Source organism: Tatumella citrea (assembly GCF_002163585.1).
GTDB classification, from domain to species: domain Bacteria; phylum Pseudomonadota; class Gammaproteobacteria; order Enterobacterales; family Enterobacteriaceae; genus Tatumella; species Tatumella citrea.
The window spans coordinates 1,190,902-1,210,089 of sequence record NZ_CP015579.1; the positions used below are offsets into that span (position 1 = coordinate 1,190,902).

The 19,188-nt window shown below is 47.9% G+C and carries 15 protein-coding genes; 6 read left to right on the plus strand and 9 right to left on the minus strand.

The annotated features are described in order from the left end of the window. The first annotated feature begins 43 nt into the window (after positions 1–43). Positions 44–859 carry a glutamate racemase gene (locus A7K98_RS05700; RefSeq protein ID WP_157665874.1) on the plus strand — a complete coding sequence of 272 codons (816 nt, stop codon included), beginning with the start codon at positions 44–46 and terminating at the stop codon, positions 857–859. Positions 860–913: 54 nt separating this feature from the next. Here the strand turns inward: A7K98_RS05700 and A7K98_RS05705 are convergent, their stop codons facing one another. The 4 genes from A7K98_RS05705 to A7K98_RS05720 all read right to left on the minus strand — a co-directional run bounded on the left by A7K98_RS05705 (position 914) and on the right by A7K98_RS05720 (position 5,859). Continuing rightward, entirely contained in the window at positions 914–3,586 is a 2,673-nt protein-coding gene (locus A7K98_RS05705) for a calcium-binding protein (protein ID WP_157665876.1), read from the minus strand. A gap of 178 nt (positions 3,587–3,764) precedes the next feature. Continuing rightward, the gene (locus A7K98_RS05710) at positions 3,765–4,412 is read right to left on the minus strand and encodes a hypothetical protein (RefSeq protein ID WP_157665878.1); all 648 of its coding nucleotides are present in this window, start codon (positions 4,410–4,412) and stop codon (positions 3,765–3,767) included. Between the two features lie 40 nt (positions 4,413–4,452). Further along, positions 4,453–5,118 carry a hypothetical protein gene (locus A7K98_RS05715; RefSeq protein ID WP_087487691.1) on the minus strand — a complete coding sequence of 222 codons (666 nt, stop codon included), beginning with the start codon at positions 5,116–5,118 and terminating at the stop codon, positions 4,453–4,455. A 78-nt stretch (positions 5,119–5,196) separates the two neighbouring features. Beyond that, positions 5,197–5,859: a hypothetical protein gene (locus tag A7K98_RS05720; protein ID WP_087487692.1), complete on the minus strand. Its 663-nt coding sequence runs from the start codon at positions 5,857–5,859 to the stop codon at positions 5,197–5,199. Positions 5,860–6,325: 466 nt separating this feature from the next. Here A7K98_RS05720 and A7K98_RS05725 point away from each other — a divergent pair, with 466 nt between their 5' ends. From A7K98_RS05725 to A7K98_RS05735, 3 genes are read left to right on the plus strand one after another with little or no spacing between them, the layout of a single operon-like run. Next, complete coding sequence (locus tag A7K98_RS05725; protein WP_087490381.1) at positions 6,326–8,095, plus strand: type I secretion system permease/ATPase; 1,770 nt, start codon at positions 6,326–6,328, stop codon at positions 8,093–8,095. 1 nt (position 8,096) lies between these two features. Beyond that, the gene (locus tag A7K98_RS05730) at positions 8,097–9,422 is read left to right on the plus strand and encodes an HlyD family type I secretion periplasmic adaptor subunit (RefSeq protein WP_087487693.1); all 1,326 of its coding nucleotides are present in this window, start codon (positions 8,097–8,099) and stop codon (positions 9,420–9,422) included. Beyond that, positions 9,422–10,765, plus strand: coding sequence for a TolC family outer membrane protein (locus tag A7K98_RS05735; protein ID WP_087487694.1), 1,344 nt, complete (start codon positions 9,422–9,424; stop codon positions 10,763–10,765). Before A7K98_RS05730 ends, A7K98_RS05735 begins: the two co-directional genes overlap by 1 nt. A gap of 161 nt (positions 10,766–10,926) precedes the next feature. Here the strand turns inward: A7K98_RS05735 and A7K98_RS05740 are convergent, their stop codons facing one another. Together A7K98_RS05740 and rcnR are read right to left on the minus strand one after the other, a co-directional pair. Further along, the gene (locus A7K98_RS05740) at positions 10,927–11,832 is read right to left on the minus strand and encodes an alpha/beta fold hydrolase (RefSeq protein WP_087487695.1); all 906 of its coding nucleotides are present in this window, start codon (positions 11,830–11,832) and stop codon (positions 10,927–10,929) included. Between the two features lie 322 nt (positions 11,833–12,154). Further along, positions 12,155–12,427: a Ni(II)/Co(II)-binding transcriptional repressor RcnR gene (rcnR, locus tag A7K98_RS05745; protein ID WP_087487696.1), complete on the minus strand. Its 273-nt coding sequence runs from the start codon at positions 12,425–12,427 to the stop codon at positions 12,155–12,157. Positions 12,428–12,551: 124 nt separating this feature from the next. Here rcnR and A7K98_RS05750 point away from each other — a divergent pair, with 124 nt between their 5' ends. Beyond that, positions 12,552–13,703: a nickel/cobalt efflux protein RcnA gene (locus tag A7K98_RS05750; RefSeq protein ID WP_087487697.1), complete on the plus strand. Its 1,152-nt coding sequence runs from the start codon at positions 12,552–12,554 to the stop codon at positions 13,701–13,703. 170 nt (positions 13,704–13,873) lie between these two features. Here the strand turns inward: A7K98_RS05750 and A7K98_RS05755 are convergent, their stop codons facing one another. Continuing rightward, complete coding sequence (locus tag A7K98_RS05755; RefSeq protein WP_087487698.1) at positions 13,874–14,737, minus strand: LysR family transcriptional regulator; 864 nt, start codon at positions 14,735–14,737, stop codon at positions 13,874–13,876. Between the two features lie 97 nt (positions 14,738–14,834). Here A7K98_RS05755 and A7K98_RS05760 point away from each other — a divergent pair, with 97 nt between their 5' ends. Then, positions 14,835–15,740, plus strand: a complete 906-nt coding sequence (locus tag A7K98_RS05760; RefSeq protein WP_087487699.1) for an alpha/beta fold hydrolase — start codon at positions 14,835–14,837, stop codon at positions 15,738–15,740. 75 nt (positions 15,741–15,815) lie between these two features. On the opposite strand, the gene kdpE is transcribed toward A7K98_RS05760, so the two are convergent. Together kdpE and kdpD are read right to left on the minus strand one after the other, a co-directional pair. After that, the gene (gene kdpE / locus A7K98_RS05765) at positions 15,816–16,499 is read right to left on the minus strand and encodes a two-component system response regulator KdpE (protein ID WP_087487700.1); all 684 of its coding nucleotides are present in this window, start codon (positions 16,497–16,499) and stop codon (positions 15,816–15,818) included. A 2-nt stretch (positions 16,500–16,501) separates the two neighbouring features. Next, complete coding sequence (kdpD, locus tag A7K98_RS05770; RefSeq protein ID WP_087487701.1) at positions 16,502–19,180, minus strand: two-component system sensor histidine kinase KdpD; 2,679 nt, start codon at positions 19,178–19,180, stop codon at positions 16,502–16,504. Between the last annotated feature and the right edge of the window lie 8 nt (positions 19,181–19,188).

A 19,188-nucleotide genomic window follows, 5' to 3' on the forward strand; every position in this document is an offset into this window, starting at 1 on the left:
ACAGGATATTAACAGGGCCAGGTCATGGTCCGGGGGAGAGCAATTGAATACAGAGCGCTGTGCTGAATCTGGTAAGGCTTCACCGATTGGTGTTTTTGATGCCGGAATTGGTAGTTATGCCATTGTCGAAAAACTCAGGAAAAGTTATCCGCAGCAAGACCTGATTTATCTGGCAGACAGAAAACAGTTTCCTTATGGCAAAAAAAATTACCGTCAGTTGCTGGATGCGACACTCTCCGCTTCACAGTTTTTGCTGTCGGAAGGCTGCAGTGCCGTGGTTCTGGCGTCCAATGCACCTTCAATCGTGGTGATACAGGAGCTGAAGCAGCAGCTACCCGTCCCGTTACTGGGCGTTGAACCCCCGCTGGCAGAAGCCTGCCTGGTTTCAGTTAACCAACAGGTCATTGTGTTGGGGGTTGAGAGTATGGTGAGCAGCGAAGCTTTTTCCCGCTTCCTGGACAGAGAAACTGTGGCCGGATGTTCGGTATCGGGAATTAATGCATCTTCTCTGGTCGGGTTGGTGGAGGATTTCTCGTTTATTCATCAGCCACAGAAAACACAACAGCTGGTGTCGGATTTTATCACTGCGATGTTACAGGCCTATCCGCAGACAGATGTAGTCACCATGTCTTCAACCCATCTGCCCTGGCTGAAACCTTATTTTACCAGCGCAGCACCACAGATTGCATTTTTAGATCCTGCCGATACTCTGGTCAGTAATATTGCCCCGCTGGTGACCACCGGCAGGGGAGTGACCCGCTGTATTGCCACTGAGAGCAGGCAATATCCCGTACATGAGTTCAATATCGCCCTTGCCTCGCTAAATAGCGGGCTGGTTGCAGAACTGGTCAGTTTCTAAGCTAATGTAGCGGCAGTGGGTAGAGATTCTGCCGCCACTTTTCAATAGCCTGCATCAGATCAGATCGTGGCTAAGGTACATTGCTTCATAACCCTGTGTGATTTCGGGGGGAGTGGTGAAAAAAGAACAGTCTTCCGGTACAGATGACTCGCTTAACATTGATGTATTCCAGCTAAGGCCATTGGCAAAATCTACCCATTCCACCCCGGTCTGGAATTTACCCGATTCGGCCTGATCCACCAGCCGCACCGAACCACCGTCAGCGGCCCCGGCGCTACTTTCGGCAATGGTCAGCAGCATATCGGCCCCGTCACGGCTGACCGTCACCTGAGAGGCGGTGATATCTTTCAGCCACAGCCGGTCGTCAGTGCCTTCGAAGGACGATTCCATAATCGTGTCGTGCCCGTCACCCCGGGCGTAGATATACAGATCATTGCCGTAGCTACCATTCAGATAGTCGTCGCCGTGCCCGCCCTGCAGCCGGTCATCCATATTTGAGCCGGTGATCCGGTCATCCCCCGGGGTTATGGCGGTGGCAAACATCTGCTCGCGCAGTTGCTGCTGGTTCCAGCGCGTACCGTCGGCAAACTCAAGCCATTCCACTCCGGTCTGGAATTTGCCCGATGCGGCCTGATCCACCAGCCGCACCGAACCACCGTCAGCGGCCCCGGCGCTACTTTCGGCAATGGTCAGCAGTATATCGGCCCCGTCACGGCTGACCGTCACCTGAGAGGCGGTGATATCTTTCAGCCACAGCCGGTCGTCAGTCCCCTCGAAGGACGATTCCATAATCGTGTCGTGCCCGTCACCGCGAGTGTAGATATACAGATCATTGCCGTAGCTACCATTCAGATAGTCGTCGCCCTTATTGCCATACAACGTATCAGTAAATTTTGAACCGGTTAGTGTGTCATTGCCGTCCAGCCCATACATAACCGATGCTATCTCCCCGGCAGAAAGAGTATCGTCACCGAAGTTTCCAATTACCTGATGGGCGGAAAGTTCGGGCATGAATATATCCAGTATGCGCTCAAAAGCATCGCCTTCTGCATTGCTAAGCATTGAGAGTTGTTCGGTCAGTTGACGCGTAAAATCACTATCCAGGTGCTGTACAACAAACAATAAATCGACCAGCTGATCCCGGGCAGCCAGATCGGACTGATTTATCCCTTCCCGTAGTGTCCTGATAAGAGTGCTGGTATCCGCAACGATTTGCTGGTTTTCTATCTGCCAGTTAACCTGCTCAATTAATGGTGCCAGGTGGGTTTGCACGGTTAATTGTGCATAAATGTTGTTCAGTAAAATATCATAGGCTGATTCAAGACGTTGGGCTGCATTACTCAAGGGGGCCGGATGACCATTTTGTCTGAATTCGCTGCCTAAAAAAGCTTCCAGAGCAAACAATTTCTGACCACTAATAAATGCTCCACGACTATCTTCGGTATAATTTATGGCTCCGCTCATTTGTCGCATAATTTTATCGGTCAACTGAAAACGTAATTGCTGATCGGGTTGTTGAATAAATTGCTCCACCAGATCTCTGAGAACATGGTCGCCACGGGCGATTAACTGATGTAAATTACTGACATTCCCAGTGGCGGTAATATCTGGCAGGCTGGCGATATCGTCGCTGACCGCTACTTTATGTTTGTCCAGGGTATTACTGCGGGTTTCTCTGAACCAGACATCTACGATTTCTGCCAGACTTCCGTCGGTTTTTATATACTGGCCTTGCTGGCGGAACTCATTCCCATATTCATCGGTGACTTTACTGTTGCTCCAGTTCAGCTGAATAGCCGCAATACCCGCCTGTTCCAGGCTGAACAGCTCACCTTCATCAGTCACGCCGTTTCCGTTACGATCCTGCCAGATTTGCAGGCGGGTAAAAATGTCGTCCTTGCTGCTAATCATCCCATCGCCGTTGCTGTCATAATCTGCCAGTGCAAGGAAACCGTTGTTCGCCGTCTCACCGGAGGAACTCACTGTATTATTGCCAAATAACTCACTGCCATCATCTATGATATGGTTGCCGTTACGGTCCAGTACCAGTAACCCATCATCTCTACCCACCCAGCCAGAAAGTTGCGCGTAACCATTGCCGTCGTGGTCGAAATAAACCGGAGACTCTGCTGTTTCTACACCATCTCCGTCTAGATCGACGATCAGCGGGCTGGCCTGGTTGGCAGCATCCTCAGCCGCAGCAGCAGCCTGGTCGGCTGCGTTATTGGCGGCGTCCCTGGCAGGATCCTCGAATAATGACCGGGCAAAATTTGCCAGTGACTCCATGGCATCATTCATATAATCCGTCAGCGCATCAAATGCGTTAGCTGCAGAATCCACCATATCCGACAAATTTTCTATAGCATTATCGTAGGCATCACCCAGCGCATCACTGAGCGGTTTTAAGGCATCCCTGATATTATCCATATACTTACCCGGGTCAATAGAACCCTTGGCTGCCATACTGGCTATCGATAACACTGCCGCGAGGACGGTTAATCCACCAGCAGCCCCAAGCGCAACAGGTGCAGAGGCAGCCCCAGCAGCTGCAGCCAGAGCGATAGCACTGGCTACAGAAGCAACATTCCCCAGAGCCGAGTAGATATCACTTGTGTTAATTTTCCCGGTCGATTCATAGGCTCTTGCCATTGAAGAAAAATCTGTTAAAAGTCCTGCAGCTGACAGGGCTACCGCAGCAACCGGAATATTTTTTCCAGCAATATTCATTAGTGGGAAGCTTTTCCCAACCGTCTCTAATGCAGAACCTGCTGTTTGTAGACTACTGACAGTTGCTTTAAAGTAAGAATTATTTTCATTAGCTTCAGCAATGTTTTTAATTGTGGGGGCGATATTTGTATTCCAGCTTATGAAAGATAATAAGTTGCCTAACCCAGCTTCAATTGTTTTATTTCCCATTTTTAATATCCCTATTTAATATGATTCTATTGGTGATTGTTGTGATGATAACAAATAATGGAGATGATATTACCAAGGTAATAAACCAGTTGTTTTTTTCCCAGGCAATAGTATCAATTACATTTTTATTTGAAACCACCTCCTCGTCACTAATGATAACCTGTACAACTCTTCTTCCAGTACTAAAAATGTTATACCTCTGTCTGAACCAGCCTATTATTACGGGTTTACCCTTCCATTTTTGATATAATTTTTGAAGAGGGATCACATTTTCAGGTTTATTATTTTTTTTTAAAAGATCAAATAACTGGTTGATGTATATGCGGTCTACTTCACAAACGTCAGGACTGAGATAAGATGACTTACATGAAAAAAATTCAGTATTAGTACTGGAGCTTACTCCCATCTGGTAGTTTTTTCTACCTACCTCTCTGTAAGTGAATACTCCTTCAGAGTAATGAATTTCATCTTTGTTTGGAAATTCAATAGCGTGAGAGAAAAATAGTGGAGTAATCACAAAGTACAAGTAAAAAAATATTAGTCCCAGATATGATAATATCCACCCGGCAGGTATGCCTGGTATAAAAAAAAGCTTCCCACTAAGTTTTCCGGTGTTTTCTTGGTTATTCCTATCCATGATACACTCTTGCATTTTAACTGTGAAATATAATTTTTTGTTATAGACCTTTTTTTCTTAGATTATCATGTTTATTGTCCTTATTTAATATTAGCGTTAAGGTGAGGTAGGAAGTAAATGCCAACAATGGTAATGATATTATTAGATCAAGAATCCAGCTTTCCTTGCTTCTGATGATATTCTTGTTAACATTCTCCTTTGAAACGACTTCTTTGCCATCAATGATGACCTGGACAACTCTTCTGTCGGTACTGAATAAGCTATATCTCTGCCTGAACCAGCCGATTTTTGCTGGTTTTCCCTGCCATTCTTGATAAATTTTTGGTTCAATAATAATATTGGTTCGTTTATTGTTTCTTTTTAACTCATCTTCTAATTGCTTATAATATTCTTTGTCTATTTCGCAAAGGTCAGGGGCGAAATAAGATGAACGACATGAAAAGAAATCAGTATTACTATCTGTAATCACGCCAATCTGGTAATGTTTTCTTGCCACTTCTCTGTAAGTAAACAAACCTTCAGTATAGTGGATGTCTTGTTGTTCCGGGAACTGAACAGCTAATGTAAAAAAAATAGGGATAATCATGCAGTACAGGTAATAGATGATTGCACCCAGGCAAACCAATAAGCTGCCAGCAGGTCTCCCTGGTATTAAATAACTATTTTCAGCAAGGGTTTCAGGTTTTTTGGTAGTGTTATTATTCATGGTGTGTATTTTCTTTACTGACACTGGGCAGTGTGGAGAGTTTAAATTTTCATGAAATTAATGTTAATTTCATGAGTATTAATCTGTCGTTTGATTATTAGTTTCTTTTCCTCCATTATTTAAAATTAACACTGAGGCAAGGTAAATTATGCCAGCCAGAAAGGGGAGTGAGATTATTATATCAACAAACCAGGTATCTTTACGTTTATTAATTATTTTTTTTACACTCTCAATTTTAACCACCTCTTTACCGTCAACGGTAGCCTGGATAACCCTTCGTTTGGTACTTAAAAAACTATAGTTTTGGCTAAACCAGCCAATTCTTGCTGGTTTTCCCTGCCATTGTTCATACAGTTTATGTTTAATATCTACATTCGTCTGTTTATGTTGTTTTTCTAAATCTTCTATGATTTGACTGTAATAATTTTTATCGATTTCACAAAGGTGAGGGCCAAAATAATTTTGTTTACATGAGAAAAATTCAGTGTCTTTTCCTTTTTTTAAGCCTATCTGGTAATATTTTCTTCCCACCTCTCTGTAAGTGAATAGACCTTCAGTATAGTGGATATCTTGTTCTGTCGGGAGTTGGATTGCTAATACATAAAATACGGGGATAAGCATGGAGTAGATGTAATTGAAAATTGCGGAAAGACAAAGCAGCAAGAGGCCGGCAGGCCTCCCCAGTATTAAATACTGCTTTCCGGTAATAGCTTTCGGATTTTTTCTGATGCGATTTTCCATAATCTATTTTTCCTGGTGGCCTGAAAGATGTGATATCTGGCTCTGCTCCATGCGAAACTTACTGTTGCAAGGAATTTAGCATAATTAATCTTATATCCTATCAATATCTTAATGATTGACTATAAAATATCACTGCGGATACTCTTCCGGGTATGTGAATATTTCATTTAAGAAAATTAAACACGAAAAAATCTTAAAAATTAAAAAATATGCGAGGGATCAAAATCAGGATGACTGTCTGTAAGTAATATAAATTAATGAATTAACTGGTAATTTAAAATTAAGCCGTCAGTGAATTAATAATTATTCTTCCCGGGCATCGACAAAAAGTGCTTTTCTTGCCATTATTTTTGTGTTCACTATGAACTGTGAATGCCAGTGCTAAAACCGGGGTGCCGACTGGGGAGTCGCACTTTGGCGTGTAATCACCGACAGCGAAGGTCGACATGGATAGTCAATGGACAAAATGAGAAAGTCTGCATCTGAATTTTCCGGAAGAAACGAGTTAACCGCTGCTGTATTAAGTTGCAAAAAAGAGCTGTGGAGTATTGTTTTTTTCAGTGTGATTATTAATCTTCTGATGCTGGCTCCTTCGGTTTATATGCTGCAGGTGTATGACAGGGTATTATCTTCCGGAAATAAAATGACTCTTATCATGTTAACTGTCATGGTTATCTGGTTATTTTTCTCCATAGGAGTTGTTGAATGGATTCGCAATGTTTTGTTAATTCGGTTGGGGGCTTATTTAGATACAAAAATAAATAAGCGTATATTTTTCAGTGCATTTGAAGGTTTTCTTCGCCAAAATACTACGCATTCCTCCCAGGCTCTGAATGATCTAACCCTGTTAAGGCAGTTTGCCAGTGGCAATGCATTATTTGCTTTTTTTGATGCTCCCTGGTTTCCCGTCTACTTGTTGATCATTTTTTGGCTACATCCCTGGCTGGGGATAATGGCATTGGCCGGAGCAATTATTTTAATTCTGCTGGCGTGGCTGAATCAGCGTCTGACACATGAAGCCATGAATCAGGCAGGATCGATCTCTGCCTCAGCAACTCTACAGGCTAACACCTGTTTGCGCCAGGCAGATACCATAACGGCCATGGGCATGCAAGAGGCTATGTACCGCAAATGGTTGATACAGCATGAAGCATTTTTACAGCAACAAAATCTGGTCAGTGAGAAAGGCGCCGCGATTTCAGCTATAACCCGTTTTGTCAGACTGGTACTCCAGTCCGGGGTATTAGGTCTCGGCGCATTGTTGGTCCTGAATGGTGAAATTACGCCGGGGATGATGATTGCCGGTTCAATCCTGACGGGGCGGGTGCTGGCCCCGGTCGATCAACTGATAGCTGTATGGAAAGGCTGGACGCAGGCACTCCAGGCATGGCAACGGTTAAGTGCGTTGTTAGAACAGTTCCCTGCGGGCAGACAGGCTATGCCGCTACCTTCACCTTCCGGAAATCTGCGCGTAGATAATCTCTCAGCAAAACTACCGGGCCTGGCTCAATACCCGCTTCGCGATATTAGTTTTGAATTACAACCCGGTGACGTGATGATGGTTATGGGTCCTTCCGGTGGCGGGAAATCGACGCTTGCCAGACTGTTGGTGGGTGCAGTTGAACCTTTTATGGGATCAGTACGGCTGGATGGCGCAGATATTCATCAGTATGACCCGCTGACTCTTGGTCCTTGCCTCGGTTATCTGCCCCAGGATATTCAACTTTTTGAAGGGACTGTGGCTGAAAATATTGCCCGGTTCTCTGATCCGGATGAAGAAAAAATAGTGACGGCAGCCCGCAATGCAGGGATCCACCGTATGATACTGCAACTGCCAGCGGGCTACGATACGCTGCTGGGGCCGACCGGGATCATACTTTCAGGTGGTCAGAAACAGCGTTTGGGCCTGGCAAGAGCCCTGTATCACTCCCCGCGAATGATAGTACTGGATGAACCGGATGCCAGCCTGGATGATGAGGGTAAACAGGCATTGATTGCTGCCATCAGGGCGCAACAAGTTGCCGGAAGTACACAAATTATCATTACTCATACCCGGTTACTGCTGCCCTGCAGCAATAAAATACTGATTCTCACTCACGGACAGATGAGCTATTCAGGCAGCACTCAGCAGTTTATGCAGAGTATTCGTGCTGCGGAACAGCCAGCGCCAGCCGTCAAAAATCGTCCAACTCCGGACAACATGACAAAATCCACCCGGCCGCCGGGAGTGAACTAAAATGTCAAAACCCCCTCAGGCAGAGAAAACTGACTTTCCCCGGCCCCGGAGGCTGATGCATAACGGTGTTGCCATTGTTGCTGTGGTTTTTACCGGTATGTTGGTCTGGGCGATCCGGGCGCCACTGGATAAAGGAGTGACGGTTCCTGGCGTGGTTATAGTGGCAGAAAACAGAAAGGCGGTGCAGCCTGTGTCAGGAGGAAGGATAGCCAGGCTTGAAGTAAGTGAAGGACAATATGTCCGGTACGCCCAGAGACTGGTGGTACTCGATGATACCTCCGCGCGAGCTTTACGCGATAATCTGCGCAATCAGCAATCCGAAGCCAGGGCAACGCTGAGCCGGCTTCTGGCTGAACGTGATAATTTGCCTCTGGTTATCTTCGGGGATGAACCGCTAAAAGCGGGTACACCCGGGGGCTCACCATTTATTTCAGCGTTACGCACTGCACAGCAACAACTTTTCCTCAGTCGCCGGGCTTCGCGGCAGCAGGAAATCACGGCTATTCGCTCAGCAATTAGCGCAATGACCGCTCAAATCGCCGGTGCGCAGGCCATGGCGGATAACTACCAGTCGCAACTTCGTTTGCTTAGTCAGCAACTACACAGACTGCGTCCGCTGGCAGAACAGGGGTACGTTGCAGCTAACCGCCTGTCAGAACTGGAGCGGCAATATTTTCAGCTATCAGGAACCCGGCAGCAGGAAAGCAGCAATATTACCAGCATGCAACAACAGCGCATGGAACTGGAACACAGGTTGATTCAGCATGAGCGCGATTACCAGAAAGAGATCCACAGCCAGTTAATTGATATTCAACATGTTCAGCAGGATCTCAGCCAGCGTTTACGCGTGGCTGAATATGAACTCGATAATACAGTGATTACTGCTCCTGCCAGTGGACTGGTGGTGGGTCTGGCATTACATACCCAGGGAGGGGTTGTCGGGAGCGGGCAAATACTGATGGAGATTGTCCCGGATAAGCAACCGTTGCAGATAGCTGCACAATTACCGGTAAATCTGATAGATAAAGTGTCGCCAGGGGCTCAGGTTGAGCTGTTATTTACCGCATTTAATCAAAGTACCACCCCCCGGGTGAGCGGCCGTATCAGGTTAGTCGGCGCCGATCAGTTACAAAATCCCACCACCGACCAGCCTTATTACGCCCTCTATATTCAGGTGGAGGGGGAGAATAATGACTTTATTGAAACCTTTAACGTCCGCCCGGGAATGCCTGTCGAAGCTTTTGTTCGCACCGGTGAACGTTCACTGTTCAACTACCTGTTTAAACCCTTGTCTGATCGACTGAAACCGGCGTTTACGGAGGAGTAATGATGAAAAACAGAATGCTTCCTTCTCAACAGGCAAGCTATTGCCTGTTAGTGATATTGGCCTGTATTCAGCCAGTGCACGCGTTGGGGATAACAGAGGCCTGGCAGCGTGCACTGGTGAATGATCCGCAATATCAGTCGGCCATACAGGCCAGTCAGGCAGGTAAGGAACAGGAGTTTATCGGGCTGGCGGCTTTATTGCCTAAAGTGGTTTATGACTATCAGAAGTCGTATCACGATTCTACGGTCACTTCCGGCAACCGTAGTACTGAACGCCAGTACGGTAGCTATGTATCGTCGCTATCCTTACGTCAGCCGCTGCTGGATTATGAAAGCTGGTCAGTTTACCGACAGGGGACTGCGGGTGCAGAACAGGCAAAACAGCTAATGCGGGATCAACAGCAGAGATTACTGCTGCGTTTATTCAACGCCTATACGGCGGCCTTGTATCACGCAGAACTGAATGAACTGGTGTTGCAACAACAACGAGTTTTCACCGAACAGCATCAACTCAACCAGCGGCTGTATCAGGCCGGCGAAGGAACACTGACCGATATCCTTGAAACAGAGGCCCGGATAAATCTGGCCTGTGCGGAGCAGATAGCGGCACAAAACAATCTGGACCTCAGCCTGCAGGAGCTGCAATTAATCACCGGAACAGCGGTGACCATCGAAGAACTTACTCCGCTGCTGAAAAATCCGGGGTTACTACTCTCAGAATCTAACGGCTACCCGCACTGGCTGGCACTGGCCATAAAACACAATGCGCAACTGCAGGCGCTTAATTATTCTCTTGAGGTGGCTAAGCATGAAATTGAAAAGCAGCGCGCCGGGCATTTTCCGCAGGCGAGCCTGGTGGTCAGCTACAGAAACACCTATTCGGACGGTGAATCAAATTATCATCAGCGCTATGACACAGGGACAGTGGGTATACAAATCAGTATGCCGATTTTTTCCGGTGGCGGCACAGCTGCAGCAACCCGCCGTGCTCAGGCACAATATCAGCAAGCCATTCATGGTAAGGACTTACAAAACAATGAAATTCGCAAACAGATACGTAAACAGTACCATCTGCTAAACAGCTCCCGGGCAAAAATTGCCGCCTATCAGCTGGCTGAACGTACTCAGCAGACTCTGATAGTGGCGACAAAGAGCAGTGTTCGGGGAGGGGAACGTATCAATCAGGATGTGTTGAATGCAGAACTGCAGCTTAGCTCGGTACAAAGGGATCTGTCGGAAGCCCGTTACAGTGCGGTCTCAGCCTGGCTGGAACTGCATTATTACGCAGGGTTAGTGGATGGTAAGGTGTTGCAGCAACTCGCCTCATTATTTGAACGTCGGTAAACCGCAGGCCAGTGGCTCTGAATATTGGCTTAAAGCCTGACGGGTGGTTAAACAGTGTTAGTCAGCCTATCTCGTGGAGTGCTGGCAATGAGCGCTGCACTGCCAGCAACGGATACGTCACCGCGGCTGGCAGAACAGGATGGTGCTATCTGTTCAGCTTTTCAGCTGAAAAACTCATTCAGTGCACTGGCCAGTGCAGCGGGTTGTTCATCCGGAATAAAATGGCCACTGTGCGCAATGGTTATTGCGGTAACATTCTCTGAAAACTGGCATAACGGAGCAGCCATATCGGCTATTGAGCCCTGATCAGCACTGACCGCCAGCAGAGGAACTGTCAGTTTGCCCTGGTCACGAAGTTGTCGGTTCTGTTCTGCAGACAGTGCTATTTCACGATAAGGGGCCAGGCCTGCACGTAATGCTCCTTCCTTGCGAAAAATCCGCAAATACTCCGCCATATCTCCGTCGGTGAAAACCATAGGGCTCACAGTTTTACGGCGTAAAAACCATTCCAGATAAATATCTTCACGTCCACGAATCAGGGATTCAGGCAAATCAGGTACCAGATGAAAGGCAAAGTGCCACAGTTTCCAGGCATTATCCGGAGAAACCGGTAAAGCCTCCGGTAAGGTAATCCCGGGGATACCTGCATCCAGCAAAGCCAGTTTTTTAACCTGCTGGCTATATTTCATGGCATAGGGCCAGGCCACCCAGGCGCCGACATCATGTGCTGCCAGAGAGTAACGTTCTATACCTAAAATTTGCATCAGTGCATGAATTTTCCCTGCCAGCGCCAGCGTATCATAACCATGTAAAGGTTTGTCGGAATCGCCCTGGCCTGGTAAATCAGGTGCAATAATCCGGAAACGCTCAGCAAGGTGTGGCATCACTTTATGCCATGCATACCAGCTCTGGGGAAATCCTGCCAGCAGCAACAAAACTTCGCCCTGCGGATTTCCGCCACTGACATAATGTATTCTTACTCCTTCAACCGTCTGGTAGTAGTGATTGAATCCGGGTAGCTGGTCGACCGGCTGTGACCAGCAATGTGAGTTGGTAGTGTCTGGCATAAAGGTCTCCTTATATTTTAAAATGATCATTTCCTTATTTGATGGGGTTTTTACGACCAGTTAATTTGATTCTAATTAGCTGGCATCAATAGATATAAAAATAAGGAAATGATCAATTCCTTAATGGTTGCATATCTGAACGGAAATGAAAAGAGGAAATCGTTGGCCGCAGACAGAAGAGTGTCGCCGTGAGTCTGATTCTCCGGAGTATGGCTGATATAGCTGCGGAGCGCATTAGCAGTGGTTTTACACCGAAAACTATTAAGCTGAAACAGCCCGAATCTGGCAGGTAATGTTTGAACTGATGATTGGTGTTAATAAACTATTTAATATAGGAATCAAGTATTTTCAGTACTACATCCAGATCTTCCTCGCGTTTTTGAACTTCATCCTCATGAACAATATGCTCTGTTAAATGCCCTTTGATGACTTCACGCATTAAACCATTTACGGCGCCTCTTATGGCTGCAATTTGCTGCAAGACTTCCGCGCAGTCGTGAGGTTCATCCAGCATATTTTTCAGAGCAGCTACCTGTCCCTGGATTTTACTGGCTCGGTTTTTAAGTTTTTGTTTTTCCTGAGTAGTATGTGACATTTCGAGGTTCCTGCAGGAGGTGGTATAGGCATTATTATATCATCACTGGTCTACAGGGGGGGGAGTATATTATACTGGGGGGGAGTAGATTGCTGCTCTCTATTGTTAACCAGGACATTTTTATATGACCGAATTTACCGCTCTCCTCCAGCAAGGCAATGCGTGGTTTTTTATTCCAGGGGCTATTCTGCTTGGAGTGCTTCATGGACTGGAACCGGGGCACTCGAAAACTATGATGGCGGCTTTTATCATCGCCATAAAAGGCACTACCCGACAGGCTGTGATGCTGGGGTTGGCAGCAACACTTTCACACACCGCTATTGTCTGGTTAATTGCGTTTGGCGGGATGATGATCAGCCACAAATTTACCGCTGAATCTGCCGAACCCTGGCTACAACTGATTTCCGCAGTCATTATTCTGGGGACCGCTGGCTGGATGTTCTGGCAAACCTGGCGCGGAGAAAGAAACTGGCTGGCAGGTATGAACACTCATGAACATTCGCCGCATGGTGATGTAAAACGAATTGATACTGGTCACGGCGCTGTAGAACTATCGGTGGCAGGTGAAGGGCAGCTTGCCCGTTGGCAGTTTCGTACGCTAAGCGGCCGAAAATGGCAGGCAGGGGACGTCTCATTAGTTATTCCGGGTCAACAGAGTACATTCTCGCAGATTTACAAGTTTGTTGATCACGGGGATTACCTGGAATCTGTTTACCCGGTTCCGGAGTCGCGCCGGTTTAGTGTTCGATTGTCTCTGGGACATCATGGCCATCATCATGATTATGATTTGAACTATGGTGACCACGACCACGACCACGACCACGACCATAACCATAACCATGACCACGATAATGGTACGTTATCTGCAGGCATTGGCAGGAACCTGCAGGAATATCAGGATACCCATGAACTGGCTCATGCTAATGATATCAAACGGCGTTTTACCGGGCAAAAAGTAGGCAACTGGCAAATCCTGTTGTTTGGGTTGACTGGCGGACTCATTCCCTGCCCGGCGGCTATTACTGTGTTATTAATCTGCCTGCAGCTCAAAGCTCTGGCTCTGGGGGCAACCCTGGTCATTTGCTTTAGTATTGGCCTGGCATTGACATTGGTTTCTGTGGGAGTGGGTGCGGCGATAAGTGTGCGGCAGGTTGCTAAACGATGGAAAGGTTTTAATACCATAGCCCGCAGAGCTCCTTATTTTTCGAGTGTATTAATTGCGGTCACGGGAATCTATATGGGAATCCACGGTTGGAGTGCTCTGGCCCATCAGTAAAACGAATTTGCCTGAGTTGCCTTTAGGTCTGATGTTTGGGGACAGAACAGCGTGCCTGTTCTGTTAGCTTCTGATTTTATCCGGCAGCAACATACGGGTGCTTTGGTAACGTTAAATGCCAGACCCGACCTGTAATGGTGTCAGACATAAGTCGCGCCTTACCCCCGGCCTCAGTTAAAAGTTAATCCGCTTACGGTCATCAGTTCCAGAAAACGCTGCACCTCGGGTTTGCTTTCCGCTGCCTTCGCTATCGTCAGGGTAAAACAAACCTGAGGCAAAGGCGGTAAACCAGTGCTAATTTTGTTAAATTCTGAAGGAACAAAGCATTCCGCAAGAGGGGCTATCGCAACCCCGGCAATGACTGCTGCATGAATGGCACTGAGTCCGGGACTGATCACCGTAGCTTCCCAACATCTCCCGGCACTATTTAAGGTGCTGACTGCCGCACGGCGATAAACACAGCCTTCATCGAATAGCGCCAGTGGTACAGGTTGTTGAGAATCACTGACCAGATCGGGGTCTCCTACCCAGACCAGCGGGGAGCTGCCAATCATCCTGCTGTTGGAGTTAAGTTCTAAAGATTTAGCCAGAATTATATCGCTGCAACCGCGCTCGCCACTCTCCAACAGCTGGTCGGTGATACCCACATTGATTTCAAGCCGGACATTCCGGGTACATTGATGGTACCGCCGGATAATGTCAGGTAACCAGTAACTGGCCAGATCATCACAAACTGCCAATGACAGATGGCCGGCGATTTCATTATCCAGTAACCGTGTATGAGCTTCATTCGCCAGTTTCAATATAGAGCGGGCATAATCAATTAACAGGTGGCCGTCTGTTGTCAGGTTTACCGAACGGGTAGAACGCAAAAACAGAGTTTTGCCTACCCGTTCCTCCAGACGTTTAATCTGCTGGCTAATCGTTGACTGGGTCAGGCTGAGCCTGTCGGCCGCCAGGGTAAAACTCCGGTATTCCGCCACAGTGACAAAAGCATTAAGTGCATCAAGTTCAAAAGCAGTTGCGCTATTCATTAAGGAATCAACTTAATTAGGTTATTTATTATTAATTTAACAAATTAATTGCAGGTGACCATAATCCTGACTGAAATTATTCACTCAGGAGTTAATTATGTTTGAAGGTTTTGAGGATACTAAAATCACCCTTCCGTCAGGTCTGAAACTGCGCGTGAGGATGGGCGGGGAGGGGATACCCTTATTGCTGCTGCATGGCTACCCGCAGACTTCTGCCTGCTGGCACAAGGTCGCTCCTGCACTGGTAGCCCGGGGATTTCGGGTCATAGCCCCTGATCTGCGGGGCTACGGTGGTTCAGATAAACCGTCATCGGATGCAAAACATCTGACCTATTCTAAACGTGTAATGGCGTCAGACCAGATTAGCCTGATGCAAGCTCTTGGATATCAGACCTTTATGTTAGCCGGACATGACAGAGGTGCCCGGGTGGCATATCGCATGGCCCTGGATTATCCACAGTCAGTTGAAAAACTGGCACTACTGGATATTGCGCCAACAGAGGAGATGTATGCCCGAACTGACAGGAAATTTGCGACCGGTTACTACCACTGGTTTTTTCTGATTCAACCATCCCCGTTACCTGAAAGGCTTATCGGTGCACAGGCTGATTTTTATATGGAAAGTAAACTTAAGGCGTGGGGAAGGAGTGGGATGGCTGTCTATTCGAACGAAGCACTGGAGGAATATCGCGAAAGTTTTCGTGATCCGGCGGCTATCCACGCCAGTTGTGAAGATTACCGTGCATCAGCGGGCATCGATCTGCTCCACGATAAGGCTGATGCAGGCAACAAGCTGGAAATGCCATTACTGGTATTGTGGGGCACCAGCGGACTGGTAGGATCGCTTTATCCGGTTGAAGCATTATGGCATCAACGGGCTGAACAGGTGACTGCAAAAGGATTACCCTGCGGACATTTCTTACCTGAAGAACAACCTGAAGAAACGACCAGACAACTGGCTGATTTCTTTAATTCACCTGAATGCTCAGCAATGAATCAATAAAACAGTCAGTCTCAGGTTGTACTTCTGGCCACAGGCTACCCGGCAGGAACAGATGGGTCTTATTGCCGCCCGGGCTTACTGCAAAATAAACCGGTAACCGATACCGCTTTCTGTGAGTAGATGGCAGGGCCTGGCAGGATCATTTTCCAGCTTTTGTCGCAGGTGCCCCATATATATTCGCAGATAGTGGTTACTTTCTACGGCATTAGGTCCCCATACCTGGCTCAACAACTGATAGCGGGTTAGTACTTTGTCGTGGTTTTTCAGTAGCACGGCCAGTAAACGAAACTCGATGGGAGTCAGATGTACATGGCTACCATTGCGGGTGACTGTCCGTGCCGCAAGGTCAACGGTGACCTGTGAAAATGTATAAACCGCGTCACCACTATCTGGCTGATGTATTCGTCGCTGCAGAACCCTTAGCCTGGCAAGAAATTCGCCGATACCAAAGGGTTTACATAAATAATCATCGGCACCAGCATCCAGAGCGATAATCTTATCCGCCTCATCGCTGCGGGCAGAAAGGACGATAAGTGGGGCCTGGCTCCACTGACGAAACTCACGGATAAAATCCACACCATTACCGTCAGGCAATCCGAGATCGAGGATCACCAGTTCAGGTTTGCGCGTGGCCGCTTCAATCAGGCCTCGTTGCAGGGTATCCGCTTTATGAACGCGGAAAGATTCGGCTTCCAGTGCTACGCGCAGAAAACGACGGATATGCTGCTCATCCTCGATTATCAGTACAGAAATTGCCATGGTTACTCCAGATCCTCCAGTTGTGGTGGTTCGGGTTGAGGCAGAATAACCGAAAATACAGCTCCGCCTTCCGGGCGGTTAGCTGCGGTTATGGTACCTTCATGCACGCTCACAATGGCCTGGCAAATGGCCAGCCCCAGACCAATCCCCGGGATATTTGACTCTTTATTTCCGCGGGTAAACTTATTAAATATGTCCAGGAATTGGTCGCCGGGTATTCCCGGACCATCGTCCAGAATATCAACACGAAATTCGCCGTTATGTGTTACTGCACGTAGTTCTATACTGGCATGTTCCCCGGCATATTTAGTGGCATTTTCTAATAAATTCATCATCACCCGTTGGAACAATGCACCATCCAGCCAGACCAGAGATAAGGGGTCAGCTATGATTAATTTGACGTTATCACGCTGAGAAACTCCCGGCATAGATTGCAGGGCGCTACCTGCGACTTCCTGCAAGGTCATCCATTCTTTATTCAACGTAAAACCGTCAGACTGAAAACGTGCCATATCCAACAGGTTATTGACCAGACGTGAAGTGCTGATCACCTGCTGGTGGATCTGTTGAGCCTGAAAAGTATGATCCGATTGTTCCCGTAACAGGTCTGCAGATAACATTTCTGCCTGCCCGGAAAGTATGGTCAGAGGAGTTCGCAGATCGTGTGACAAAGCAGCGAGGAAAGCATTGCGTAGTTGTTCCCGTTCGCTGTTCAGACGCGCCTGCTGCTCACTGCTAAGCAGCCGTTGTCGTTCAAGAGCACCAGCAATCAACATACTAAAGGTTTCCATCAGACGTTGTTGTTCAGGGATCATTAACTGACGCAGACTGACGGGTTCAATAATGACTAATCCATGGGTTCTGTCGCCGCTGTTGAGAGGGATAATCTGGTAAGGCACTGCCGGCAGAGTATCTGTCCCGGCACCGGCAGCCAGACCTTTGCCTGCACTCCAGCGGGCGATGCTCTCGTCCCAGGGTGTCATTGGCTGTCGGGCCGTCAGTGGCAGCAGATTGCCCTGATCATCCGGCAGTAACAACTGGCAGGTTGCATTGAAAGTCGAAGCGATAAAATTTTCGCTGACTGCAGCCAGTTCGGTGTTACTTCTGGTATGAGCCAGCGCTTTCGACATTTCATACAACTGCCGGGTTCGTTGTTCCCGGTAGCGGGCAATACGCGCCTGGTGGCGGACACCGGCGGTGAGATTTCCGATAACAATTCCGACGATCAGCATCACACCAAAGGTGACAAGATACTGGATATTGGCAATTTCCAGAGTCCCTTTAGGCGCAATAAAAAACAGATCGAAACTAATGACATTAATGATGCTGGCAATTACCGAAGGCCAGCGGCCATACAGCAAAGCAATAATGACTACATTCAGCAGGTAAAGCATTGCCAGATTAGAATCATCAATCTGTGGTAACCAGCGGCTTGTTATTAATGTCGTGACGGCACACAACACCACAGCCATTGCTGAACCTCGCAAATAGCCGTGCCATGCGATACGCGTTACAGGGTTATCGTGGGTTTTATCCGCAGGTGTTGCAGCGACATCGTCCAGTGCTATAACGATAATATCCGGGCCATCCTGACGGCGGGTTAACTGCTCAGTCAGGGTTTTACGTGGATCCCAGCGTGGTTTTTCTGTTCGTCCGACCATGATTTTTCCCAGCCGGTGTTCGCGGGCATAGCGCATAACCGCCAGAGCGCGATCCGGATCGGATAATGTTGCTGTTTCTGCCCCCATATCACGGGCCAGCCGTAATGCCTTGAGAATAGCACGACGGCGCTGCTCCGGAAGTTTGTACAGCCCTGGTGTTTCAGCATATACCGCATGCCAGTCGCAACCGAGTTTTCCGGCCAGTCGCGCTGCAGTACGTATCAGCTTTTCATTGCCACGTTCAGAGTCCAGACACAACAACAGAGTATCGCGACTGTGCCAGAGCTGATCGTTTTCCCGGTTGTCACGCCACAGGCGCATTTGCTCATCGACTCTGTCAGCAGTACGACGCAGAGCAAGTTCACGCAGGGCTATTAAATTACCTTTGCGGAAGAAATGCTCAATCGCCCGCTCAGCCTGTGCCGGAATATAGATCTTACCGTCTGCCAGTCGTTGTCTGAGATCATCAGCCGGCAGATCCACCAGGATAATCTCATCTGCTGCATCAAAAAACGGATCGGGAAGCGTTTCTCTGACTCTGATGCCTGTCATTGTACTGACCAGATCATTCAGACTTTCCAGGTGCTGTACATTGAGGGTCGTCAGCACATCAATCCCGGCCTCCAGCAACTCTTCAACATCCTGCCAGCGTTTTGGATGACGACTGCCGGGGGGGTTGGTGAATGCCAGTTCATCCATCAGAATCAGCGCCGGGTGACGGGCCAGGGCAGCATCAGGATCGAATCCGCTGATACGTTTTCCCCGGTGCAGATACTGCGCCGGGGGAAGCTGTGGTAAACCCTGTAACAAACGGGCTGTTTCTTCACGCCCGTGGGTTTCTACTACACCGCACAACACTTCCAGCCCCTGATCCCTTAATCGCCGTGCTTCCTGCAACATCGCGTAGGTTTTGCCGACCCCGGCACTGGCTCCGAAGTAAATTTTAAGCTTTCCCCGGTGACTGCACTCAGGCTGTTGTAGCAGAGTATCCGGGTCAGGGCGCTGGTTGTGCTCTGTCATGAATCGGG